The following is a 25,299-nucleotide window of genomic DNA, read 5'->3' as shown; positions in this document are numbered from 1 at the left end:
TTAATCGAGCCGCGAAAAATGTTGCATCACATACTCGACCCGCTCGTCAGCTTGTGTGTAGTGTTTGCGATTAAGCTTTTCAATTTGACGTAAACGAGGCAGTAAACCAAACCCATTGGCCACTTGAATCGCCAAACCGGGGCGGGCGTTAAGCTCTAATAACTCAGGCCCCCGGTTAGCGTCCAGAACCAAATCGACACCAATATAACCCAGCTCGGTCATATCGTAGCAGCGTGAGGCGAGCGTCAACATACCATGCCAGTCTGGCACCTTTATATCTTTGAGTGGCCGTTTAGTGTCGGGGTGTTCTTCGATTGGCATGCCGTGTTGCACCGCGTTAAGGCATCGGCCAGTGGCCAAATCTAAGCCCACCCCCACAGCGCCCTGATGTAGGTTAGCCTTACCATCCGAGGCATGAGTTGCCAAGCGCAACATGGCCATCACGGGAAAGCCATGAAAAACGACAATGCGAATATCTGGCACCCCTTCGAATGAGTAGCCTTCAAAGCAGTCGTCAATCTCAATTAAATCTTCAACAATAACTTCATCGTTAACACCACCGAGCGAATAGAGCCCCGCTAGGGTATTACTCATATGGCGGCGAATGTCATCTAGCGTAATTTCGGCGCCGGAGGATTTGATAAAATGATCACCCTCGCGGTGAGTAATCACCCAAATACCCTTACCCCCAGAGCCTTTAGCCGGTTTTATCGCAAACCCGTTCATATTGGCTAACTGTTGCTCAATTTTTACGATTTCATGCTGTTCACGCACCACAAATTGCAGCTGGGGTGTGGCGACATTGTGCTCTTGCGCCAAGAACTTGGTGAGCAGTTTATTATCCACCAGCGGGTACAGGTCACGCCGATTGTAGCGGCCAATAAAGTCCCGGTTGCGGCAATTCATACCCAACATACCGAGTTTACTTAATCGTAACGGGCTAATCAGCATCGGCGACATGACTCATGGAACGAAAGCGATGTAACTCGGATAATTTATAACCTGTGTACTGCCCCATCATTAATATCAACGCCAGTATGACTAAATTAAGTTCGGGAAAATTAAAACTTAAATGGCTAATCAATTGCACGTTCATTAATAAATAGGCAATCACGGCGACCAGTAAGCTGCCCCCGCCTTGAATCAATACTTCGTGTGGCCCTTCTTCCTCCCACAGAATGCTCATGCGTTCAATGGTCCAGGCGATAATAATCATGGGGAAGAAGGTTATGGTGATGCCGGCATTGAAACCCAGTTGATACCCCACCAAACTTAAAATAGAGATCAAAAAGATAACCAACACAATTAACGTGGCGATCCGAGCTACCAATAATAAATTAAGGTATGACAAATAGCTGCGCAGCAATAAACCCAAACCGACTATTAAAATAAAACTAACCAAGCCAGGAATCAGCGAGGTCTGTAAAAATGCCAAGGATATTAAAATCGGCATAAATGTGCCGGCGGTTTTTAAACCAATCATCACCCGCATAAACACCACCACCATGGCACCCAGTGGCAATAGGAAGAGCATTTTAAACATGCTCTGCTCTTCAATCGGCAGACTGTAAACACCTAGCATGCTAAATAAATTATCGGTAAATTGAACTTGCGACAGCGCTAATGCAGGAACGGTCTGACGTATCATGGAGAAGGTTAGGCGCGAATTTTGACCACCTAATACATCAAGCTGCGCGGCTTCACCGCGCGACCAAAGCAGTAAATTTTGCGGCAATCCCTGCTCACCGGTCATTGAGTCGATTAAAAGCCAGTGACCATCATCAAACAACTCTACCATGGGTTGTAATACCTGCCGGCGCCGCGCATCTTCAAGTTTTAACGCCATTACTTTGCGCGCGGGAACATCGGCTTGGTTAAGTAGCTTCACCAATAACTCGGCCCGACTAAACTCTTTAGTCAGTAGTAATTCGGCATTTTGATCGGCAGTGCTGGGGTTAAGCAGTTTAATTAACTCACGCGCGGTGCTGGCAGGATTGCTCGAGCGCGCTTTAGCGCCGCGCAATAGTTCTCGCGCTGCGGTCGACTGGGGCTCACTCCAAAAAACGGTTTGCAGCTCGGGCTCAATGTCCACCTCAATAGGCTTGCTATCCACGGGGATATATTGAGCGTTGTAGTAAAGCGTTTGTAAGCCGACGGCCTCGCGCTTGGTCCACTCAGCGCGGCGATTGTTCTGGTCCTCGAGTACGGCAAAACCATAGCCTGGGCTTGCCGCCTGCTCTCTAATTAAACGAAAGCCGGGCGCCTGGTCGGGTAAATCAAGATTGACAGTTACCGCTCCGCCGTCTGCATAAAAATCCACTCGCCCTTCAATTAACCAAACGGGTTTTTGCTCACCGGGTATTAAAGGAACTTCCGTGGTGGTGTGTCTTAACCAAGCGGTGGTTAAACCGGTACCAATTAGTACAGTAATCAACAAATAAAAGGGTATTTTTCCCCGGTTCATGGTGTGTTATCCGTGGTTGAAGCAATATGATCGCGACTGACATCCACTACCATCACATCGCGCAGAGCCATGCGCCCCACCCTAACCGGGTTGCCCGGGAACGCTGTGTCGGCCAGAGCAAACTCCGCCAATTGGGTGACGCGCCCCAAGGAAAAACGCAATTGGATAACAGGGCGCTTGTTTTCTCGCTGGCCTTGTATCTGGGAATAGCGCAGCATTTTCTTTTCAAAGGCGGGAGCCTCATTGATGCTAAAGCGCACCCAGCTTTCTCCATTGCGCTCAAAGGTTTGTATGTCGCGTACTTGAATGGTTGATATCATGGCTCCAGTGTCTATTCGAGCCGCTAGTGCTATGTTTAACTCTTCGAAGTGAACCGTCTCATTGGCGCCGACTAGTTGTTTCGCCACATCGTCGACCGTTACCGATTCGACGACGGTTGATTGTGTCTGGGCGCTATAATTAAGGCACTCTTCTGGGTTGGGGTTGAGTGCGGTTACTTCGGCACGCGAACGCTCAATCTCACTAATTAGCTCATTCACTCCTTGCTTTAATTCCAACTGCTGCTCAAGCAACAAATGGTGGTGATTATCGGCTGTTACCGCACAGGATTGTAGCTCGGCGAGGTCGTCCACCCCCACCAGCTTATACTGCGACTGGCTGCAACCTGACAAAATCAATAGGACTGCAACCCATAAATAGCGAGTCATTGCCATCTTATCCTTACCTCTAATAGGGTGCGCCTTCGCTACGCCGTTTGAATCGTTTATATTCCCATTGGTACTGGGCCGGAGCTCGCTGGACACAGTTTTCAACCGATTTGTTCAAAGCGGTAACCCCAATGAGCACATCCGAGTGGCGGATATCGGGCTCACAGGGAGCCATCACCACCTTAAAGCCTCCCGCCACACGCAAGGCGTAACACATTAACACTTCACACTCGGTGCGTTGCAGAAGGTTGTGAACCAGGGTCATGGACAGTGCCGACTCACCAAAAAAGGGGGCTTCGACCCCGCCATAGCCTTTATCTGGCACCTGATCGGGCAATATCCCGATCATCTCGCCGGCTTTCAGTGCTTTTATCAGCATACTAACGCCACGCCGGTTAGTGGGTGCCAGCTCAACCTGGCTGCGCTTGCGAGCGGCCACTACATACTCTTCTAGCTCTGAGTTCTTAGGCGGCTGATAAAGAAATGTAATTTTACCGTGTAATGTCAGCGTGGCGGCCAACAACTCCCAATTTCCTAGGTGGGGCGTCAAAATAATGATGCCCTTACCCGCCTCACGAGCGCGACGAATGAGCTCAACGCCTTCGTACTCCAGCGCATGCTGGCGCAACCAGGACTCTTTGCGCCGCCACAACACAGGAATTTCAACCCCTGTGCGCCCGGTTTCGATCAGGCTTTGGCGCGCAAGTTGGTCGCGCTCCGCCTGTGGCAACCCGGTGTAACACAGTGCGATATTGGTTTTAGTGATCCGCGCAGCACGCGCATTGGTTTTGTACAGCATCCAACCGATAAACGCACCCAAGCAGCGGGCGGCCCCCAGTGGTAACCGGCCCACCCCTTTCAGCACTAAGAGTATCAAACGCTGCTTCAAGATATACCCTCAATCTTGCAAAAGACGTGAAGCTTACCGGAATTTATCCGCCAGCGGAAAGGTGTCGGCCACACTTTGTCCATTGATTCGCCTCTCGCCATACCAATAGACACTTTCTGACGCTATAATTCGCCCCTTTGATACCCCGAGAGTCGCGAAATGACGCGGCCTGCAACCGCAAAATCCGGAGAAACCTTGTGTCCGAAAGATCCCAAGCCGATGTAAGTACATTTCAAGGGCTGATTCTCGCCCTACAGGAATACTGGGCTCGCCAGGGCTGTGTCGTTTTACAGCCACTCGATATGGAGGTGGGTGCCGGTACCTTCCACCCCGCCACCTTCCTGCGCGCCATCGGGCCCGAGACCTGGAACAGCGCCTATGTGCAACCCTGCCGCCGTCCGACCGACGGCCGCTACGGGGAAAATCCCAACCGCTTGCAACACTACTATCAGTTTCAGGTAGTGTTGAAACCTTCCCCCGACAATATTCAGGAGCTCTATTTAGAGTCACTGCGCGAACTGGGCATTGATACTCTGGTACACGACGTCCGTTTTGTTGAAGACAACTGGGAATCGCCAACGTTAGGGGCATGGGGCCTAGGCTGGGAAGTATGGCTCAACGGTATGGAAGTCACCCAATTTACTTACTTCCAGCAAGTCGGTGGCATTGAGTGCTATCCGGTGACCGGAGAAATCACCTACGGGCTTGAGCGTATTGCTATGTACCTGCAAGGCGTCGACTCTATTTACGATCTGGTCTGGACCATCAGCCCAACTGGGGACAAAGTGACTTACGGCGATGTTTTCCATCAAAACGAAGTCGAGATGTCCACTTACAACTTTGAACAAGCCGATGTGGAGTTTTTATTTCACACCTTCGATGTCTGCGAACGCGAAAGCCAGCGCTTAGTCGAGGCCGGCCTCCCCCTTCCCGCGTATGAGATGGTGATGAAAGCCTCTCACGCGTTTAACCTGCTCGATGCCCGTCATGCAATTTCAGTGACCGAGCGTCAACGCTTTATCTTACGCGTGCGCACTCTGGCCCGAGCGGTCGCTCAAGCCTATTATGAGGCACGCAAACAACTAGGCTTCCCGCTGGCGAAGGAATCATTACGCCAGGAAGTGCTCGCCGCGGAGGAGAAATAAGCCATGTCTGCCGATTTTTTGTTTGAACTGGGCACCGAAGAACTGCCCCCCGTTGCACTTAAGTCTCTGCTCAAGGCGCTCGCCGCTGGAGCCCAAGAGGGCTTACAGAAAGCGGGCTTGGAATATACCGATATAGAAAGCTACGCCGCACCACGCCGCTTAGCCATCATTATTAAAGGTTTAGCCCCTACCACTCCAGTCAAAGAAGTCACCGTTTGGGGCCCACCAGCTAAAATCGCTTTTGACGCTGACGGTAACCCCACCAAAGCCGCCGAGGCCTTTGCTGGCAAAAATGGTTTGAGTGTCGGTGATTTAAGCACTGAAAATGACGGTAAAGCCGACAAGCTAGTGGCCCGCCAACAGGCCGGTGGCGAACAGGCAACCGCACTGTTGGCCGACATATTTAACGACGCCTTAGCCAAATTACCCATCCCCAAACGTATGCGCTGGGGTGCCAGTCGCACTGAATTTGTCCGGCCTGTACACTGGCTAGTGATGGTGTACGGCAATGACGTTGTGGATGCCACTATTCTCGGCTTAACCGCTGGGCGCGAATCACGCGGACACCGCTTTCACCACAACCAACCGATTAGCTTTAACAGTGCCAGCGATTATGTAGAAACGCTGCGCAGCGCTTATGTATTGGTCGATATGGCTGAGCGACGCTCGCTGATTATTGAGCAGGTCAACCACCAGGCCAGTCAAATTGGCGGCACCGCTGTCATCGAAGAAGGTCTGTTGGATGAAGTGACCGCTCTGGTGGAATGGCCTGTGGCCCTAACGGGTAAGTTTGAAGAGCGCTTTTTACAAGTGCCCGCCGAGGCCTTGATTTCCTCTATGGCCGAGCACCAAAAATATTTCCATGTGGTCGACGCCAACGGCGAGCTCAAGCCCAACTTTATTACCTTGGCCAATATCGAATCGAAAGATCCCGCACAAGTGATCGACGGTAACGAGCGCGTTATTCGCCCTCGCCTTTCCGATGCCGCTTTCTTTTTCGAAACCGATAAGAAAACACCTCTAGCGACTCAGCGCGAGCGTTTAAAAACGATTGTTTTTCAAGCCAAGCTCGGCAGCATTTACGAGAAAACCGAACGCATTGCCAGCCTCGCGGCGGCGATTGCTCAGGATGTTGGCGCCGACGCCACCAAAGCGACCCGCGCCGGAGAGCTTAGCAAGGCGGATCTGGTGACCGAAATGGTGCTGGAGTTCGACAAAATGCAGGGCATCGCCGGTTATTACTACGCGCTAAATGACGGCGAAGACCCAGAAGTTGCCCAGGCCTTAACCGAACAGTATTTACCTAAATACGCCGGCGACAAGCTGCCAGAAACCACCACGGGTACGCTGATCGCACTGGCCGACCGGCTCGATACCATCGTCGGCATTTTTGGCATTGGTCAAAAACCCACCGGCTCCAAAGATCCATTCGGTTTGCGCCGCGCCAGCCTCGGCGCTTTGCGCCTGATGGTAGAACAGGGTATCAACCTCGATCTTAAGACCTTATTGCAAACCGCCGTCGCCGGCCACGGTAGTAATATCGCGAAGCCCGATGAAACCGTCGCCGAATCGCTAGCTTATATGCTCGAGCGTTTTCGCGCCTGGTACGAAGAAGACGCCATTGCCACTGAGATTTATCTCGCCGTAGCGGCCAAAGGCATTAGTCATCCACTGGATATTAACGCGCGCGTTTTAGCGGTGGATGCATTTGCCCGTATGAGTGAGGCCGAAGCACTGGCTGCCGCCAATAAACGGGTATCGAATATTCTAAGCAAGCTAGATGGCGAACCCAGCGGTTCGGTTAACAACGACTTACTGCATGAAAACGCTGAAAAAGTATTGGCCGAAGCGGTAGCCAGCAAGGCAAATTCAGTAGCGCCTTTGTATCAAGAACGTCGCTATGCCGACGCCTTGGCCGAACTGGCCAGTTTGCGCGAGCCGGTGGATAACTTTTTCGACCAAGTTATGGTGATGGCAGAAGACGAGGCCCTGAAAAACAATCGCCTGGCTCTGCTCAATCAGTTGCGCGGCCTATTTTTGCAAGTGGCTGATATCTCTCTGCTTGCGCCGACTAAAGGATAGTCACCCATGAAGCTGGCGATACTCGACCGGGATGGTGTTATCAACCATACCCGCGACAACCATGTTCGCTCGGCGAATGATTGGCAGCCGATTGACGGCAGTATTGAGGCCATCGCCCGGCTCGGTAATGCCGGTTACACCGTAGTGGTGGCAACCAATCAACCGGGCTTAGCTCGCGGCTCATTTGATTTAGATGACCTTGAAGCCATGCACGCCAAACTGACCGAACTGGTCGAAGACGCTGGCGGTCAACTGGCGGCCATTTTTTATTGCCCGCACGGCCCGGATGATCAATGTAAATGTCGCAAACCCATGCCAGGGCTAATCGATGCCATCGAAGCTGAGTTTAATGTCAGTGCACAAGATGCCATCTTAGTCGGCGACAGTTTGCGCGACTTACAAGCCGGGCAAACTAAAGGCTGTCGATTGTGTTTGGTCTTAACAGGCAATGGCGAACAAACGTTAACCGAACTTTCCGGCGAAGCGGAAGGTGCTCGTCGACTTAACGACAGCCCGGTCGATGTTTTTGCTGACCTCAAGGCCGTTGTCGATTCGCTTCTGGCTTAATCGCTACAAGGAACCCCCTGTTGCTCTATTTACGAACTTTGCTTTTCAATACCGGCTACTACCTTACCGGCATTATCGCCGGTACTTTGAGTGTCTTAATCTGGCCCCTACTGCCCTATCAACGGCGCTGGCGGGTAATTACCCTGTGGAACTGTTTTGTCATGTTCTGGCTGCAGTTGACCTGTCGCATTCGTGTTCGCGTGATTGACCAGCGCACAAGTGATGAACACCCAGTGGTCGTTATGGCTAAACACCAAAGCACCTGGGAAACGCTTTTTTTACAACACTATATGGCCCCTATCAGTACCATATTAAAAAAAGAATTAATGCGTATTCCGTTTTTTGGTTGGGGGCTAGCGGCCTTAAAGCCGATCGCCATCGACCGCTCTAACCGTATTCAGGCACTACGAGACGTTAAAACAAAGGGCATAGAGCGGCTAGAGGAAGGCATTAGTGTTTTGATCTTTCCCGAGGGAACACGCATGCCTTTGGGCGAGGTCGGAACTTACTATCGCAGCGGTGCCGATATAGCCTGTGCCGCTCAAGTATCAATTGTTCCAGTTGCCCACAATGGAGCTGAGTGCTGGCCACATAAACACTTCCTTAAATACCCCGGCACTATCACGGTGGTGATCGGCGAGGCACTTTCAACGGAAAATGCTGACCGAAAAGTTCTAACTGAACAAGTAAAACAGTGGACCGAAAGCACTATTGCCAGTCTGCCTCTGGCGCGTAAGGACGGCATTTATAGCCCCACCCAACCCCGTAAAGACTGACTTTTAGGGCTTGGCTGAGCTGACTGGGGAGCTGTGGGTCACACGTTGGCGCCAGCGCTCGGCCCGCTCTTTCAGCAGGTCGTATGGCCAATCTCCGGTCGCCGATGACGGATCAAACCATCGAGTATTAGCGCTGCCCTCAGCGCCATCCATCAGCGGCGCTGAAGTGTCGATGTCGTAATACTTTGCCCATACTCCACGCTCAGGCGACCGCTCTACACTGTTTTGCCCAACGCTCTGTGGCGCTGGTTGACGCGCTAGCCAGCGTTGAAGACTGTGCGCCTCTAGCCACCCCAACGCTCCTTGTACCGAGCGCACTACCTCACCTGGCGGACGCTGCACGGCCATTAGATAATCGACAATGCGCACACTGAGCGGTACGTTTAACGCAAGAGGCACGGCATTGTCGCCGGCAATAGGTCGTGAATTGTTTACCGAATAGTGTGACGCCCAAAGGGTTAAGCGACTGTCGTAGGCCTGTTGCAAGCGCAGCAATAGTTCATCGCCTTTTCGCACCGCATCAGCCGCCTGTTTACGCATCCCGAAATGGATATATCCATAAGGTATTTCACCGGCGGCTATTTTGCGTAAAAACTGTAACGCACCCAAAGTGACCGCAAGATCAACTGCGGTCAAATCATCGGTTTGTGTCTGTCGGATGGCCTGAGCGGTCCAACCGCCATTATAGATCTGTGAAGCCAACACCAACTTCAGTGCCTTGCGGGCCGCGTTGCGATAGCGCACATCGCCGGTTTGCAAATATACATTGGACAGATAAAAAATTTGGGGAAAGATATTGTGGTGACGAAAGCTGGCATCTTTGGCGTTCTGATCTTTCAGGTACTGCAGACGCTCGGCATCACTGATGGGGCGAAACGGGTGTTGTCCGCTGGGCCAGCCGCCGTTGTTTCGCTGCATCAACAGGAGGTTGTCTGCAACGGCCAAAATATTGTCGGCGGCGTAACGCTTTTTAGGCGCGTTGGGCGATTGTGCGCGTGTTTGCCACAACGCGAGGTTCTGCTCGAAGCCAGCGGTCGATACGGGTCGATAGACCGGCTCATGGCTGGTGCACCCAACCAGCAGCAGGGTCAATAAGCCAAATTTACCGGGGAGGTGAAGTTTTATCATGCAAGCAGATTTCGGCCAAAGAGCGCTATTGTAAACGAAGCGAGTGCGCAGCGCTAAGCGCCAAACAGCGCAGCAATGTTATCTATAGCTCATCTTCGGTCACGGCGCAGTTTCTGCCCATTGCTTTGGCTTGGTATAAACAGGCGTCTGCACGGTTAAAGGCGTCATCGAAGCTGTCCTGATCACGCATTTTGGAAATCCCCACACTGACACTAATCGGCATTGGCTTCTCGGCAAAGAAATCCGTGGCATAGATACGTAGCCGTATTTTTTCGGCAATGATTTGTGCTTGTGCAATGTCCGTATAAGGGGCAATAAGCAGGTATTCCTCTCCGCCCCAGCGCGCAAGTAAATCACCGGAGCGTGTGTTGTTTTGCAAAATATCGGAAATCGCACAAATAATTCGATCGCCCTCGGCGTGCCCGCGCCGATCATTGATACGCTTAAAATGATCGATATCAATCAAAATAAAAGATACGGGCCCTATATCGGAGATGGCCATTTGGTTAAAGGTGGATTGCAAACCTAAGCGATTGGCCAGCCCCGACAGCGGGTCTTGTTCCGACAGCGCTTTAAAATTTGCCGCCTCAGAGCGCAACTCACGCTGGCGCTGCGCCATCTTCTTAATACGACCAACGCCGCCTCGTGCCTGCTGACGCCAATAAATTGCGCTGTAAAGTAAATACACCACCAAAGCACAGAGCCAGATCACCAAGATTGCTAAATACCAGGTTTCGGCTTGTACTATTTCGCCCGTTAGGGTGAATTGATTGAGGGTAACTCTGTGCTCGCTCATATCCAGATTGTCGCGAACATCTACCCCAAACGTAATGACATTACCAAAATCCGGTCTGGTGTGTTGACGCGATACATCGCGATCCACCAACCACCACTCGGACACGCTGAACTCGCTCATATTGATGGCGATGGACTGCTGAAGGTCACTTACTCGCAAAGGTAGGGAGATATGCTGCGTCGAGCTAAAGTCTCCAACTGTCGAATAATCGGGGTTAAAATTGCGCAAGATCAACGATATACGCGGCTGAGTGCTGTCTACATCGACATCGAGCAATATGGAGTCGTACTGACTAAAGTCGATACCATCGGTTATATTGCCTTCACGCGGGGTGAGCTCAATACTCATACCGCAGTATGATGAGGGTAGATTTGGATTTTCTCTCTTACAGCGAAAGCTAAAGGCGTCGCGCTCGACCCACTCGGCCTTCGAGCCACCGCCATGGGTTTGGTCGTAATATAGGTAGACAACTTGATCGCTGGTCAGCAAATTCAGCTGGCGCTCTGGCAAATAGCTGCGCAGCAATATAGCGGCAAGCGTCAGGATCAAGGCACCTAACAGTAGCCACTGTTGTCGATTGAAGTGAACGATCAATCCAGCTGTCCCCACGCGCAAGAATTTAAGAAAAAAGCAAAAAACGCTGTATGTTCTGCGCCATGTCGTAAAACGCTCGGCCTCAGTCGCCCTATTGCTGGGTGTCTGTGCAAGCTCAATACCAGCAGCAAGAACGCTGGCGCAAAAGCTTACCGCACCTTTTCCTTTATTCTAGCAGGCTGAGCCCTGCAGTGACCGAACATTCGAAAATTTGTGCGGCGCGGTGAGCAACCGCGCCTTCACCATCAACCCTGGGTTGCGGTTATAGATTGTTCCTGCTCAGTCGGCACCGCCCGGCTTACTCCGTTCAGCAATGCGTGAACGGCAGCGGCAACAATGTTTTGATCCTGCCCGACACCGAAGATTGCGGGACTATCTGCCACTTTCAGCTCGACATAGCAGACAGCTTCGCCGCCAGCCCCGCCGCCCTGTACCGCATGCTCATGGTAGTCCACTACCTGTATCGGCACCGCTAGGCGCTCACTGACAGCCGCTACGGCTGCCGCAACCGGGCCGCTGCCCTGGCCCCGTAAACGCTCCACGTGTCCTTTGATCGCAACATCAAGCGCCAAGGAGACACAGGCATCCGTACTGTGTTGCTCTAAATTTTGGTAGCGTAAATCTTGCTCTACCGGCAAGTATTCTGCCTCAAATAAGGCAAAGATATCCGCCGCGCTCGCCTCTTTACCGGTTTTATCGGTATATGCTTGCACGATTCGGCTAAACTCTATTTGTAAGCGTCGCGGTATATCTAACCCATACTCTTGTTGTAACAAAAAGCTAATACCACCTTTACCCGATTGGCTATTGACCCGTACCACCGACTCATAATCCCGGCCGAGGTCTTTGGGGTCTATAGGTAAATAAGGGACACACCAACGTTCATCCTCTTGCTCTGCTCGCGCTGCAAACCCTTTTTTGATCGCGTCTTGGTGTGAACCGGAAAAAGCGGTAAACACCAATTCTCCCGCATACGGATGGCGCGGATGCACGGGAATTTTATTGCACCGCTCAACCATTTGCCGCACTTGATCAATGTGACTGAAGTCCAGCCCTGGACTAACACCTTGAGTGTAGAGATTTAATGCCAAAGTGACTAAATCCACATTGCCGGTTCGCTCTCCGTTGCCAAACAAACAACCCTCCACCCGATCGGCACCCGCCATCACAGCGAGCTCGGCGGCAGCCACGGCGGTTCCCCGATCGTTGTGTGGATGAACACTGATAATAATACCGTCGCGACGCTCAATATGCCGATGCATCCACTCAATTTGATCGGCGTATATATTGGGTGTCGCCATCTCCACTGTCGCAGGCAAATTAACGATCATCTTATGCTCAGGGGTCGGCTGCCAAATCGCCGAGACCGCATCGACCACCTCCTTGGCAAAAGTCAGTTCTGTTCCCGAGAACACTTCCGGTGAATACTGATAAACCCACTGGGTTTGCGGATACTGGGCAACGGCTTCTTTTACCCAGCGAGTCCCCTGTTCGGCGATTGCTTTTACGCCAGCTTGATCGGTACGATAAACGATCTCGCGAAAATCCGGAGCCGTCGGATTGTACATATGGACGATAGCCCGCCGGGCACCTTTAAGCGATTCTACCGTGCGATCAATTAACTCTTTGCGCGCTTGGGTAAGTACTTCAATGGTCACATCGCAAGGAATATGCCCTTCGTCGATCAAACGTCGAACAAATTCATAATCCGTCGCGGATGCAGATGGGAAACCTACCTCTATTTCCTTAAACCCAATAGCCACCAGTGACTTAAAAAACTCAAGCTTCGTCTCTACCGACATAGGATCAATCAAAGCCTGATTGCCATCGCGCAGATCTGTACTCATCCAGATAGGGGCACATTCAATACTACGGTTTGGCCATTGGCGATCGGTTAAGCTAACCGGTTGGTAAGCTCGATACTTAGTGCTTGGTTGGTCTAACATGGTGGCATCCTCAGTAAAGCCGTTTATTGGCGGGTTAACGTGACTGCGCTGCTCTGGGGATCACTCAGATCAATTCATCACTATGAGCTTTTGGCTCTGTAGACACTGTCGATAGATAATCGAACTTGCCTCTCAACCCGTTGTAAACAGTATAAGGAGGTTGTTGCCGCAGATGATTGCTAAACTAGCTTTATATTTACATTAATTAGCATATTATTGCGCTATGATTGCCGAACACGGTACATCTATAAGGAGTTTTCCTCGCTATGCAGCTCGACCGATATGACGGAATGATTTTACAGCGCCTTCAAAGCGAAGGGCGTATTTCCAACCAAGAGCTAGCCGATGCGATCAGTCTCTCGCCGTCACCATGCCTACGACGGGTTAGGCAGCTGGAAGAGGATGGTCTAATCGATGGTTATGTGGCCTTGCTTAACGCGCGTAAATTGGGCCTAAACCTAATGGCGTTTATTCATATCAGTATGGATCGTCACACCCCCGAGCGATTTGAACACTTTGAGCAAACTATCAGTCAATACCCTGAGGTTCTGGAGTGCCATTTGATTACCGGGCAGAGTGCAGACTATCTGTTAAAAGTTATCGTGGAAGATATGGATGCCTTTCAGCAATTTTTACTCAATAAACTAACCCGGGTTGAAGGTGTCAACGGCGTTCAGTCATCCTTTGTGCTGAAATCCCCCATTCGCTCCACAGCTTTACCGATACAACATAAAGCTTAATGAGCCGATCCATCAGCACTTGCAAATACACATATTGAGCGATTTCCCCCATTTTATTAATAGCTAACCTGCTCAATAGCTTTTCGCGGAACCCTAGAGGTCTTTTATGAGGACTTTATTACTATTGCTACTGAGTTTTACTTTATCAGCCAACACAATGGGGGCCAACGACACCCCAGTGACTGATCCGCAACTAAAACGAGTCAGCTATACCAGTTCAATTGGTAAAGAAAAAAGAGATTTTTTTCTCTATCTTCCCGCGGGCTACAACCCGGATGAAGCCAAACAATGGCCCGTTATTTTATTCCTACACGGTAATGGCGAACGGGGTAATGGCCGAAATGAGCTGGACTATGTGTTACAGCATGGTCCTATCTATGAAGCTTGGATTCAAAAAAAAGACCTGCCCTTTATTATTATTTCACCTCAGTTGCCTATGTTTGATATGGATAAGCGTGGCATCAGTTACATCGACAATCGGTCTCCCACTCAAATTCCACAGCGCTTAACCGAGGGCACCCCCCCTAGAGAACCTTACTTTACGACCCCTCAACCAATGTCGGGGATGCCACAAGTGTCCGATATATCAAAAATTCCACCCAATCTCCCTGCCGGCTGGGATCAAGTAGAAACCGACCTGTTACATATCATCGAACAAGTACACAACAACTATAAAACCGAGAGAGATCAGCTCTATCTAACAGGCTTAAGCTACGGTGGCTTTGGTTCTTGGTGGCTTGCCGGTAAACACCCAGAACTATTTGCCGCCGTTGTCCCAGTTGTTGGTTGGGGCCACCCATCACTCGTCGAACCCATTGCCAAACACCAGATACCTATCTGGCAATTTGCCGGGGGACGTGATCAGACCATTCCAATTCAATACTTCTACCCAGCGCTCAATAAACTGGAGCAACTTGGCCACCCCTGTGTTCACTTCACAACACACGAAGACATGGGCCATGATGCTTGGCGTAGAGTGTATCGCAGTGAAGATCTATACTCTTGGCTGTTGCAACAAAGCCGCTAACGATGGCTATTCACGGCCCTGACGAAGGTAGTGGAATAAAAAACTCAGCACCCCGCATTGACTCTGTCTGATAATATAGAGGGGTGTTAATTTTTACCTGGACGCTTTGACAACAGGCCAGTCCAATCCAGCCCTGATTTTCTCTAGGCCATCCAGCAAGTGAAAACTGACTTTTCTGCTTGACGACACTCGCCATGAATAGTCTTTCTATACACCCGGCCACAGAAACGAAAAGAGCTAGCTAATACAAAATAAGTTTGTATCTTCGATATGCTTTATTCTGGCGATATCACTTTAAACGAGGCTCTGCCTGAGTCTCTGGTATATCTAAAACCGTTACCACATCAAATTCTAAGTTTCTATTCTATGAAACCTAAATTTTTTTACTTTAACGAATTGGCTATAGTCACAAGCAACTGCTTTTGATCTAATAGCAGTATCCAGTCTATCTAGCGAGAATTGTCGTTAGTAATATTATGTGAAGCCTTTTTTATGACCACGCTGTACTTTAACCTTAACGATGTCATTCTTATATTATCTATTGGTCTAAGCATTGTACTGGCCCTGTCGCAGACTTTATTTTCAAGCAAGCTGCCTATCTCCAAATATCTTTTATCGGGTTTTTTTGTATCCATTGCTTTGGCCGATATCGGCATATTGCTTATCTGGAATGAGTATTTGCCCACTTCTGATACACTGGAAACTCTTACGCCCTATTTTTATGCACCGGCCATGCTACTTAAGGGTCCTCTCTTAATGCTGTATGTTGCCAGCATTACCCACGACGACTTTAGTCTTACTGGAACCGATTGGCTGCACTTTATACCTACTATAATCGTCATCAGTGTGATTGCTTTTTTTGGTATAGACAGCAGCTTTCTTCGCCTCGATACTTTTGGTATCGACAGCGCTGTATATCGAGCCGTCGATTTTATTTGGTGGTTCGTTAAACTTACCCCTTTCGCCTATTTTGTTTACTCGTTGTATATTGTCAGGAAATATCACAAGACTGTTTTCAGTCACAACTCCTCGGTCAACGAAGAAGCGATTGTTTGGCTTTACCTGATAACTGTGGCTTATATTTGCTCCGCAGTATGGTCGTTAATGCTCAGTTTTCTAGCCGTCGCCTATCGATTGCCGCTGGGCATTACTGACAATTACATAAACTTTATCCTATTAATTGCGCTCTTTTTCTACAGTGTTTCACATGCTCAACGGTTGACTACCACTAAAGGCTTAAAAAAGCCGGGCAATAAATCCAACGATAATATTGATGATTTAATCAACAAGGTTATGAGTGGGATACAAGACCAGAAACTCTACTTAAAAGCAAATATCAACGTAGAGCAATTCTCTGATATGCTCGATCTACCATACCGGGATGTTTCCTTTGCGATCAATCGTGCCTTCGATAAAAACTTTTTTGAGTTTATTAATTTTTATCGAGTAGAAGAAGCAAAGCGCTACCTAGGCGATAAGGAATGTTTAAATATGTCGATTATGGAGGTTTTACTGGAGTCTGGCTTTAACAGCAAATCCTCATTTCAGCGATTTTTCAAACGATTAACCGGTGAGTCACCAACTGAATATCGCAATAAAGCTATTAACCAAACGGATTAATCGTTAATACGCGATGTCATGGGCGTCGAGAATAGCTTTAACCTCTAGTAGCTGGTCATCGTAGTGACGCCATTGCTCTATAGATCGGGTATGAATTTTCTGACGAACCTGTAAGGCACTGGCAGTCGCCACAGGCGCTGTATTATTTTCAATATTTAAATATTCACGACTCCATGGCAATTGACAGAATTCGAACAGCTGTTTAGCTTCTTCTTGTTGATTTTGTACGAGACTTTCATAGTTTAAAAGAAAAAAACGTTCTGGATAATCCCGCTTCAACCGCCGTGTTAATTGGTAAAACGACACATAGAATAAGGCTGTATCCTCTAAGCTTAAAGAATAGCTATAGCAACCATCAGCAAAACTAAACAACTGCCGATAATTACTCACAATGGTATCCAGTGGGTTTCGATCTAAGCACACTACGACACTATTTTTCAAACAGTGAATAAGTTGATCTGCCAACAAGATATTAACCGGCAGCTTGTCTAGTAGAATTTTTTTTGAACCCTGTAAGTAGCGAGTGTTATGCTGGTATAACCGACCCACTTCTATACACTTATCGTCGCCTAAGGCGGCTAAACAGCTTGGTGTGATAAAGTTCGAAGAAGTGTCCGCCAGTACCTTTTTGATACTGGTACGAAAGCACTGTAATTCGCCGGCAGAGATAACCTCGTCCGAACCACACAATATTCGATCAACTAAAGTGGTACCACTTCTCGGCATTCCGGTTACAAAAATATTCTCAACACCATCGGCGGGCTTACAGGGATAAGGTGCCTTAGCGATTAACTTGTCTAAGATCAGTTTATCCCGATCAAAGCTATAACCTATTGCCGCCTTTTGTTTGGCTTTGTACTTTTGCAGCACAGAAAAAGACTGTGAATAATGACCGCCAGCCTCCAGCTCTTTGGACAAAGCATGCGCTATATGCAGCTGAGCTTCCGGGTTGTGACTGGCCTCTAACATTCGGGTCAGGTACTTTACTCGTTTATCCTCAGAATTTTTTGCACGGCAGTTCATACTACTGAGTAAAGTCAATGCCGCCTGGGCTTTCTCATAGTTAGGCTTAAGCTCAACGGCTTTTTCTAACGCCTTTTTGGCTTGAGAAAAGTCACCAAGGTACTTATAGCAAGTTGAAAGGTTGAACCACACCAACGCGCTACTCACATCAATCTCTACTAAACGCTGATAGCATTTGCTTGCCTGTGTATAGAGATTCAACCGATTGTAAGTGGTTGCGACAACATCGATCAACTCAGGATTATTTGTTGCCACCGTGTCAATTGTTTGTAATAACTGATAAGCGGAATTCATTTCACCACAAAGCACCAACGCTCGAGCCAAGTAACCCTTATAAAGCAAATTTTCCGAGTTAATGATCGATGCTTTTTGGAGAAGCTCTACCTCTTTCTGGTAATTACCGTATTTATGCGCAATATAACTCAGTAAGTAGTGAGCTTCTGCATGATCCGGCTGCTGTTGAAGAATTTCACCTAACAGCCGGTACGCCTGCTGATCACGCCCTTCCCCAAGCGCTTTACGTGCTAAAGTTTCCAAGCTTTTTGGGGGGGGCGAGTGAGTCAAAACAAATCTCCTAAATTTCCGCGTTAGCCATCGATATTGAACGGCTATACTGATTACCAAAACGAGATCGATATAGGGCAGCTGGTGTATAAGCTGCGGTGTTGCCATCAATGGCCACCCAAGTTTCCCCTCCGTCGAGACTCGCTTCAAAAGTCACCTTAGGTAGTGCACTATTAAACATCAGTTTTTTTCCGTTCATCCGAATGCCGGGCGGAGGGATATAAAAATTCACCCCATGTTGATCCAGCTTTGGCAGTTCATGGGTAACCAGCGCAGATAAAAATACTTGCCAGTCTTGACGATACTCTTTGTCTTTACCATTGCCATCTTCCCAGCCAGCTTTGTGCCAAGCGCGCTCAGCGAGGGAGATAATTCTGGGGAAGATCATACTTTCTACCGCCTCTGTGGTACGCAGAGTTTCACTCCAAAGCTGCCCTTGCATACCGAGAACATTTTCCGGTTTTTCGAGAGCTACATGTACCTTGTTAGTCAGCGCCTCTAGATTAGTTATCTCCTCACCTCTAAAGGTTTTATCCGCGTTGGCATATAGGTCGTCTGGTCGAAAAGCGAACACTTGCTCTAAATCAGTGTACCGCGTTGCCCAGTTATAACCTCGTTCATCTGGGTTACTTTCGTACGGATGATCAAAATATAAGTGAGTGGCAGAAGACAAAACCACTTTGTAGCCGGCATTCGCTAGCATATAGGTTCGATCGGAAACACCTAACTCCCAAATATTATCCCAAGTGTGGGCAATAACATCCAAATTTGGCAGACTTTCGCGTAAAAAGGGCGTGTTCTTATCGTACATCAAACCATCTTCCCAGCCGGCAATTGCCAACCCGCGATCACTGGCGAGCTGCGCGACCCGTTTAACAAAGTACGGTTTTAAATCATCTACACCCACGACTCCAGAGTCTGCATCTTTGAACAACGCCTGGCAGCGCGGTGAGCCCACCCACGAGCCTCGCCCTACTTCATCACCGCCCATGTGGAAGGTCTGCAAAGGAGCACCAACATCGCGATGCATACGCTGCAGTTCATACATGATCTTATTGATAAAGTGGTACGTCGACTCCATACACACATTGATAGAATTATCGTTGTAACTCTGAACCGTTAAATATTCAGACGTATCATGGGGGTCGGATAACAAAAACTGCTCGGCTTGTGCTGTTTGGTCTACGTCTAACTTATTGCGGTACCTTGCCTGCATAGCAACAATTGCCGCCCGCGCATGACCCGGCATATCAATCTCAGGCACTATTTCAATATTTCTGTTATTGGCAAAGCGCACAATATCCATATAGTCCTGACGGGTTAAATACTGCTTGTCTTGCTCCGAGGTAGGTCCGCTACCTAACTGAGTCATTAAACACGTTTGTTCCAGTGGATCAAAACACCGGTTTGCTCCTATATCGGTTAATTCGGGCAAGCCTGGGATCGCCAACCGCCAGCCCTCATCATCGGTCAAATGCAGGTGGAGTTTATTAAGTTTATAGCGGCCCATTTGCTCAATTAAAGTCAGTATGGCCTGCTTGCCATGGAAGTTTCGCGCGATGTCGTAGTGCATTCCCCGCCATGTATAACGTGGCTCATCAAATACTCTAACCGCGGGTAACTTAACCTCTTGTTGGCTTTCTGAAAGCGGTAAAAGCTTAGTTAAACTCTGTACGGCATAGAATATTCCAGCCTTATCACCCGCCTTAATAACCACTCTATTACTCTTTATATTGAGCTCATATTTCTCAGCTTGAGTGATTGAATCGTCAATAAGTAAACTGATGCTATTGTCGGCGCCGATATTTTCAATGTCGTTTAACGTAATCCCTAACGCTTCAAACTCACGCTTTAAATAGTCAGCAGAGAAGCGCAAGCCCCCACTTTGATACAGTGACCATTCGCTATTAATTTTGGCATAGCCCTTACTGCGATGAACCTCTTTCGGGGTAGGAATAATGCCCCAAGGCTGTTCGATGACATCAACGTTTTTATTGTCGCTGTAGCGGCTGGCAGGTGTGGCTACCGGATAAAGATCGGCGTCGGGATTATTAAACCGGAGATACTGCTCTGGTTTTGCTAACTCATCTGTAAACGTTTTAGGGTCTTCATAAGCTGTACTGGCTAAAACATAGCTATTGCCCTTCGGGTCAACCAGAAAAGCGTTTGGCATCATATAGCTATAACTTGAAATATAGCCTAATGCTGTAAATGAAATGCGTTTACTTTCACCACGTTTTATGCCTTTAAAGGCGGCCGTCGGTGTTAAACGATGCAGATCACCTTTGATTCGAGTCAGGGTAAACTCATCCGTATTTATTTTGGTAATGCGCCTAACGAAATGCATATAAAAACTCCAACCCGACTCCCCCGCGGGGATTGTTTGGCTCGAGCTATTATTAATATTTAAGTATGCACTGAATTTTCCGTCCGGTAGAAAATTACTTTCAACTCCGTATTTTACATCCGCCTCGTCGGCAAACGCTTGATAGTCAAACGCGTTCGTGCCTTGAACCAATAATAGTCCAAGCACAATTTTCAGTATTTGTCTCATAAAAGCCTGCTATTTAATTTCTAATGTCACTTTTTTAAGTTTGGCTCTACCTTATTTATACGCTATCGGTCTATCAGCACTCTTTAATAACCGGTGTTCCGTACACTTCTAACTCATACAACGAGAAACCTCGCGACGGAATTGCTTTTTTCGTAGCTTTAATACGGACAAATCTAGCTTTCTTTTTTATATTATCGTGTGTGTTAATCATTTGATTGTTATCTGAAATATCGATAGATGATCTCCATTCACTGCCATCGGTAGACAGGCTCACCTGGTAATCGATTGCATAAGCCGGATCCCAAGTTAGGGTGATATTTTTGATATAAAATTCACCCCCCAAATCGACCTGTATCCATTGATCTCCGGTGTATTCACTGGCCCAGCGACTATTGGTGATGTCGCCGTCTGTAATACGCCAGGGCTCATACCCTGACGCTACGAACGACGACGCATCGACGGTTTTATTTAACGCTATATTTTGATTTGGTGAACATTTATTTTTTTGTTTTATTTTAGCGGTTTTAGTCACATGGCTAGACGGATTGGTAGCGTCATAACTAACCACACGCGCTTGATACCTACCTATGTCATCGACCTTTAGGCTATTAATTTGCAGTGTCTGTGAATCAGCACCTTGAATGCTCTGAGTATTCGTTAAACATTGCCCATCTTTAAACCATGTAATATCTTTTTCACTGGCACTGCTATTAAGCTGAAGTGTTACCTCTTCACTTACACAGGCCTTATTTGACACAGGCTGTAAATTAATATGATTTTCGTTATTTACAGATATATCAGCGAAATGGTTATATAAGAACCAGGTACTACCGACCACCTCGAGTTTTTGTTTCCATACGTCATCTAGTTGCTGATACTCTGTCATCCATGTTTTAAAGGGCTGATCAATAGAGTGTGTTTCCAGCCATGGGCCCATAAAGTAAGAGGTTGGATCACCTGTATTGGTAGGACCTTCGTTAGAAAATATAGGAGCAATCTCTACAGTTCGACTACCCGACGCCAAAAACTCTAGGCGGTCTAATCCATATTGAATAATATTAATATCGTCTTGTCGATAATAGTGTACAAGTACTCTATCTACCGCATCGGCTAAAGCTGCACCTTCTTCTGCGTTTATCCATCCAATATAAATTTCTGTTTTTAACTCATTCCCACGAGCAACGCTGTCAAAATGAGATAAAATATTCAGAGTTTCTGTAAATGCTTGCTCTCTGTCTTCACGATTCCAAAATTCGTACTCAAGATTTAAAACATCCAGTTTTTCAATGTTCGTCCGGGTATTGTTATAGGCGAGCATTTCATCGGCTGATGATGCCGAGCCCAGTGCAGCCGCTATTTCCTGAATACCGTAGTATGTTTTCGCTCTAGAGATAAAATTTGCCAGTTTATTTTGTCGAGAAACATCCGGCCCCATACCTTCTAGACCATAGAGAATTAAATAATTGATGCCATTGCTCTGGCTAAATTCCAATAATTCTGTTTCTCGATTAAAATTCCCTAAAAGATCAGTATTTCCTCTGTTCAGAGAAACATACATGCCGTTAATTTCTACGCAATGTCCGCCAATTGAAGCCGAGTTTTCAGCTACAGTAATCTGGCTGATTAGCATAATGACTACTACTTTAGCCATAATATAAATATTTGAAATTTTCATTCTTCCTAACCCTATCGATAAAAAAAGCCCGGTATTACCCGGGCCAAAGCGAGGAAACAAACTCTTTAGAAATTGGCTCTTAAGCCAAAGGTATAAATTGCTCCGGTGTCTTCGTAACCAACAAATTGATTTTCGTAACGACCGTATTTATTCACAACCTCACCTGTAACATTGATACCCTCAATAAAGGCCGACATGTTTTCTGTAATGTTGTAGCTAAAGGAGAAATCTAAGGTTCCATACGCATCATAGTGAACCGGCTCGTTTGATGGGCCGTTAAACACTAAGCCAAGAAAATCGGTGCGATAGTTATACGCTAATCGACCTTCATAGAGTTCGTTGCCGTAGAACAAAGAAACATTACCGGTATCACTCAGCCCAGGAAGGGCAAATTGCTCGGCATCACTCGCTTCGCTTAGGGTGGCACTGCTATCAACAAACGTATAGTTAGCCGTTACACCAACCCCTATATCGAATAAGTGCGTGATATTAATCTCTGCACCTTCAATCGTGGCAGACTTACTATTGTGTGGGCGAGTCACCATAAACTCTTGCCAGCTAGGGTCTTCAACCGCAACATTTTCTATGGTTTCCAATTGCGAGTACCGCACGATATAGTCATCAATGTTCTTTTGATAAAAAGCCAAAGATAAGATATCGGAATCGCCGTAATAGTACTCGAACGCCAAATCATAGTTGGTTGATTTATACGGCTTCAAATCGGGGTTGCCACCCATGGCGGTGCGCGTTGACACAGTGGTTGTTTGATAGGTCGTATAGGGTGCAAGAGCTGACAGAGTCGGTCGTGTTAGGGTTTCACTGACCGCTGCTCGAACATAAAGATCTTCTGTTACCTGCAAGGTAGCATTAAGAGACGGCAGCCAATTGTCGTAATTGCTGTCTATCGATACGGCGGTACCTGCAGCATCTGCGTAGTTCTGCACTAACCAGGGCGATGGTGGTTCGCCGGGACCGGTAGATTCACGCTCCAATGATTCCAATACTTGAGAAGTGCCATCGGAGATTAACGATGTTTCGGTGTAACGCAGACCACCAACGAGCTCTAATTGCATCCCCATCAGGTTTACTTCGAAATCTAACTCAAGATAAGCTGAAATAACATCTTCTTCGATGACATAAGAATCGTTAGACTTGACCGCGGCCCAACTGTAGCCGTTTTCAATAAAGGCTTCTTTAGACGCTATACCGGTGGCTGTATCTGCTCGGGTTCGGCCATCGATATTTTCTGCCATCCACTCCCGATACGCCACGGGATCAATCATATAAACATCGGCGTTAAGGCCACCAAAATGGTCACCCGACTCCTGTACACCGGTAATAATGCTATCGTAATCAATCTCTTGCCCGGTAGCCAGGCCGTGGTACATACGACGGATCAATTCAGGAGTTTTCCAATATTCTGTCTGCTTCTCAGATATCGTGTTATTGATGCCGAACTTCACGCCTTGTAAGTATTCACCATCGGCGTCCCAAGCAAAGTCCAACTTAAACTCATCGTTAGTACCTTTGTTATACACACCATCATTCGAGGTAATACGCGCCCTCAGGTCTTGCATATTTTGGCTGCCCATCTCGGGCTTAATGGCATCTTCGTCACGATACTCATAGGTCGGAATTCCGCCATCTGAGGTCATAATGTAGCCAGGGCGGTTAAGAAATTCGGCAATATACAAGCGATCCAAACCGCGGTTATCCAGCTCCGCTTCTGAGTGTGCTATATCAGCCGTCATCACTAAATCATCGGTGATATACCACTCAGCGTTAAAGCCGCCAATAACCGATTCGGTCGGTCTCTCTTTCGTGGTTAACAGGTGGGCGTAACCAGTAATATCATAACCTTCGTCGTAACCATGGTTAATTACTTGGTAAAAGCCGTTCTCATCCACCACATTTTGGTCTGACAAAGTAGGCGCCCAAAGATACGAACCGGTCGAATACTCAGTAGATGATGTGCTGTAGTCTGAATAAATAACATCAGCGGTTAAAGTCAGGTTTTCCGTCGGTCTGGCCTGAAAGACGAGGTTGCCACCAACTCGCTCACGAGTCACTTCTTCGCTGCCGGCGTAAATGCTTTGAATACGGTAGGTGTCTTCTTCTAGACCATCGCCTGAGTAGGCATAGCCACCACCCCAACCTTCACTTGGCGTGGTAAAGCTAAGAAACGGCTCTAGATTTGTATTGGCAATGTGTTCATTTCTAACCACATACTCTAACGTGTTTCGTTTTTGGTAGGTCATTGACGCCAAAACACCAAACATGCCGTCATTGAACGTATTGCTGATAATAAAAGAGCCTTGCGGACTGGTCTCTTCACTGTTCTCTTCGTACTGCCCTTTTAAGCTGCCTGCGAACTTAAAACCATCAAAATCAAATGGACGTGCGGTGACAATATCAATCGTTCCACCTAAACCACCTTCTTTCAAGCCTGGTGCCGACGTCTTAAAGACATCAACAGTGCTCACCAATTCGGAGGCCAGGGTATCAAAACTAAAAGCCCGCTCTTCATTTTCAGACGCTGGAGTACGGCCGTTTATTTGTACCGCCGTGAAATCTGGGCCAAGCCCTCGAATACTGACAAATCGACCTTCACCGCCATCTCTATCAATTGCCACACCGGGTACACGCTGGAGTGAGTCAGCGATATTATTGTCTGGGAACTTACCCAGATCTTCAGCCGAGATACCATCTGAAATCAAAGATTGATCACGCTTTCGATCAATACTGCGTTCAATACTGCTTGCGATACCTCGTACGATTACTTCCTCGAACAGCACCTCTTCTTCTTGAGCCATACTGGCTACTGGTGCCACCGACAAGGTAGCTAGTATTGCTACCGAAAGCTTTGAATGTTTAAACATCGAATTCTTCTCCCCAAAGTAGTGCCTGATCATAAGACTTTGTCTTAGGCATTTTTGTCATCTGATTCAGGCTCACGAAACCGTTGTGTTGGCAATAGCTCTCCTTGCAATTGATAATCCGCT

General features: G+C 47.9%; 18 protein-coding genes. 7 read left to right on the top strand and 11 right to left on the bottom strand.

Annotation, left to right across the window (positions count from 1 at the left end; all coding sequences use genetic code 11):
- Genes Q4563_RS09825 through Q4563_RS09810 form a run of 4 tightly spaced genes read right to left on the bottom strand, consistent with a single transcriptional unit; the run spans position 1 to position 4,060 of the window.
- Positions 1-951, bottom strand: a complete 951-nt coding sequence (locus tag Q4563_RS09825; protein ID WP_215974716.1) for an alpha-L-glutamate ligase-like protein — start codon at positions 949-951, stop codon at positions 1-3.
- Positions 941-2,464 carry an inactive transglutaminase family protein gene (locus tag Q4563_RS09820; RefSeq protein ID WP_303604393.1) on the bottom strand — a complete coding sequence of 508 codons (1,524 nt, stop codon included), beginning with the start codon at positions 2,462-2,464 and terminating at the stop codon, positions 941-943. Before Q4563_RS09820 ends, Q4563_RS09825 begins: the two co-directional genes overlap by 11 nt.
- On the bottom strand, positions 2,461-3,171 hold the full coding sequence (locus tag Q4563_RS09815) for an ATP-dependent zinc protease family protein (protein WP_303604392.1): 711 nt from the start codon (positions 3,169-3,171) through the stop codon (positions 2,461-2,463). Before Q4563_RS09815 ends, Q4563_RS09820 begins: the two co-directional genes overlap by 4 nt.
- A 19-nt stretch (positions 3,172-3,190) precedes the next feature.
- Positions 3,191-4,060, bottom strand: a complete 870-nt coding sequence (locus Q4563_RS09810) for a lysophospholipid acyltransferase family protein (protein WP_303604391.1) — start codon at positions 4,058-4,060, stop codon at positions 3,191-3,193.
- 197 nt (positions 4,061-4,257) lie between these two features.
- Between Q4563_RS09810 and glyQ the strand changes: the two genes are divergently transcribed.
- From glyQ to Q4563_RS09790, 4 genes are read left to right on the top strand one after another with little or no spacing between them, the layout of a single operon-like run.
- Positions 4,258-5,205, top strand: a complete 948-nt coding sequence (gene glyQ / locus Q4563_RS09805) for a glycine--tRNA ligase subunit alpha (protein ID WP_215974712.1) — start codon at positions 4,258-4,260, stop codon at positions 5,203-5,205.
- A 3-nt stretch (positions 5,206-5,208) separates the two neighbouring features.
- On the top strand, positions 5,209-7,287 hold the full coding sequence (gene glyS, locus Q4563_RS09800) for a glycine--tRNA ligase subunit beta (RefSeq protein WP_303604390.1): 2,079 nt from the start codon (positions 5,209-5,211) through the stop codon (positions 7,285-7,287).
- A 6-nt stretch (positions 7,288-7,293) separates the two neighbouring features.
- Positions 7,294-7,854, top strand: a complete 561-nt coding sequence (gene gmhB, locus Q4563_RS09795; RefSeq protein ID WP_215974710.1) for a D-glycero-beta-D-manno-heptose 1,7-bisphosphate 7-phosphatase — start codon at positions 7,294-7,296, stop codon at positions 7,852-7,854.
- A 20-nt stretch (positions 7,855-7,874) separates the two neighbouring features.
- Positions 7,875-8,630: a lysophospholipid acyltransferase family protein gene (locus Q4563_RS09790; RefSeq protein ID WP_215974709.1), complete on the top strand. Its 756-nt coding sequence runs from the start codon at positions 7,875-7,877 to the stop codon at positions 8,628-8,630.
- Positions 8,631-8,633: 3 nt separating this feature from the next.
- Here the strand turns inward: Q4563_RS09790 and Q4563_RS09785 are convergent, their stop codons facing one another.
- The 3 genes from Q4563_RS09785 to leuA form a co-directional block, all read right to left on the bottom strand.
- A complete protein-coding gene (locus tag Q4563_RS09785; protein WP_215974708.1) occupies positions 8,634-9,758 on the bottom strand; it encodes a pectate lyase in 1,125 nt (374 codons plus the stop codon).
- Between the two features lie 82 nt (positions 9,759-9,840).
- Complete coding sequence (locus Q4563_RS09780) at positions 9,841-11,148, bottom strand: GGDEF domain-containing protein (RefSeq protein WP_215974707.1); 1,308 nt, start codon at positions 11,146-11,148, stop codon at positions 9,841-9,843.
- Between the two features lie 245 nt (positions 11,149-11,393).
- On the bottom strand, positions 11,394-13,094 hold the full coding sequence (leuA, locus tag Q4563_RS09775; RefSeq protein ID WP_303604389.1) for a 2-isopropylmalate synthase: 1,701 nt from the start codon (positions 13,092-13,094) through the stop codon (positions 11,394-11,396).
- A 266-nt stretch (positions 13,095-13,360) separates the two neighbouring features.
- On the opposite strand from leuA, the gene Q4563_RS09770 reads away from it, so the two are divergent.
- The 3 genes from Q4563_RS09770 (at position 13,361) to Q4563_RS09760 (ending at position 16,481) form a co-directional block, all read left to right on the top strand.
- On the top strand, positions 13,361-13,834 hold the full coding sequence (locus tag Q4563_RS09770; RefSeq protein WP_215974705.1) for an Lrp/AsnC family transcriptional regulator: 474 nt from the start codon (positions 13,361-13,363) through the stop codon (positions 13,832-13,834).
- Between the two features lie 106 nt (positions 13,835-13,940).
- Positions 13,941-14,861, top strand: a complete 921-nt coding sequence (locus tag Q4563_RS09765; RefSeq protein ID WP_215974704.1) for a prolyl oligopeptidase family serine peptidase — start codon at positions 13,941-13,943, stop codon at positions 14,859-14,861.
- Positions 14,862-15,353: 492 nt separating this feature from the next.
- On the top strand, positions 15,354-16,481 hold the full coding sequence (locus Q4563_RS09760) for an AraC family transcriptional regulator (RefSeq protein ID WP_303604388.1): 1,128 nt from the start codon (positions 15,354-15,356) through the stop codon (positions 16,479-16,481).
- 3 nt (positions 16,482-16,484) lie between these two features.
- Here the strand turns inward: Q4563_RS09760 and Q4563_RS09755 are convergent, their stop codons facing one another.
- From Q4563_RS09755 to Q4563_RS09740, 4 genes are all read right to left on the bottom strand, one after another.
- Positions 16,485-18,068 carry a tetratricopeptide repeat-containing sulfotransferase family protein gene (locus tag Q4563_RS09755; RefSeq protein WP_303604387.1) on the bottom strand — a complete coding sequence of 528 codons (1,584 nt, stop codon included), beginning with the start codon at positions 18,066-18,068 and terminating at the stop codon, positions 16,485-16,487.
- Between the two features lie 10 nt (positions 18,069-18,078).
- Positions 18,079-20,622 (bottom strand): family 20 glycosylhydrolase, encoded by a 2,544-nt coding sequence (locus Q4563_RS09750; RefSeq protein WP_303604386.1) that lies wholly within the window; start codon positions 20,620-20,622, stop codon positions 18,079-18,081.
- A 73-nt stretch (positions 20,623-20,695) separates the two neighbouring features.
- The gene (locus tag Q4563_RS09745; protein WP_303604385.1) at positions 20,696-22,297 is read right to left on the bottom strand and encodes a discoidin domain-containing protein; all 1,602 of its coding nucleotides are present in this window, start codon (positions 22,295-22,297) and stop codon (positions 20,696-20,698) included.
- Between the two features lie 65 nt (positions 22,298-22,362).
- Positions 22,363-25,176, bottom strand: a complete 2,814-nt coding sequence (locus Q4563_RS09740) for a TonB-dependent receptor (protein WP_303604384.1) — start codon at positions 25,174-25,176, stop codon at positions 22,363-22,365.
- Positions 25,177-25,299 lie beyond the last annotated feature (123 nt).

The organism is Gilvimarinus sp. 1_MG-2023 (assembly GCF_030548285.1).
This window is presented reverse-complemented; position numbering and strand designations above follow the sequence as displayed.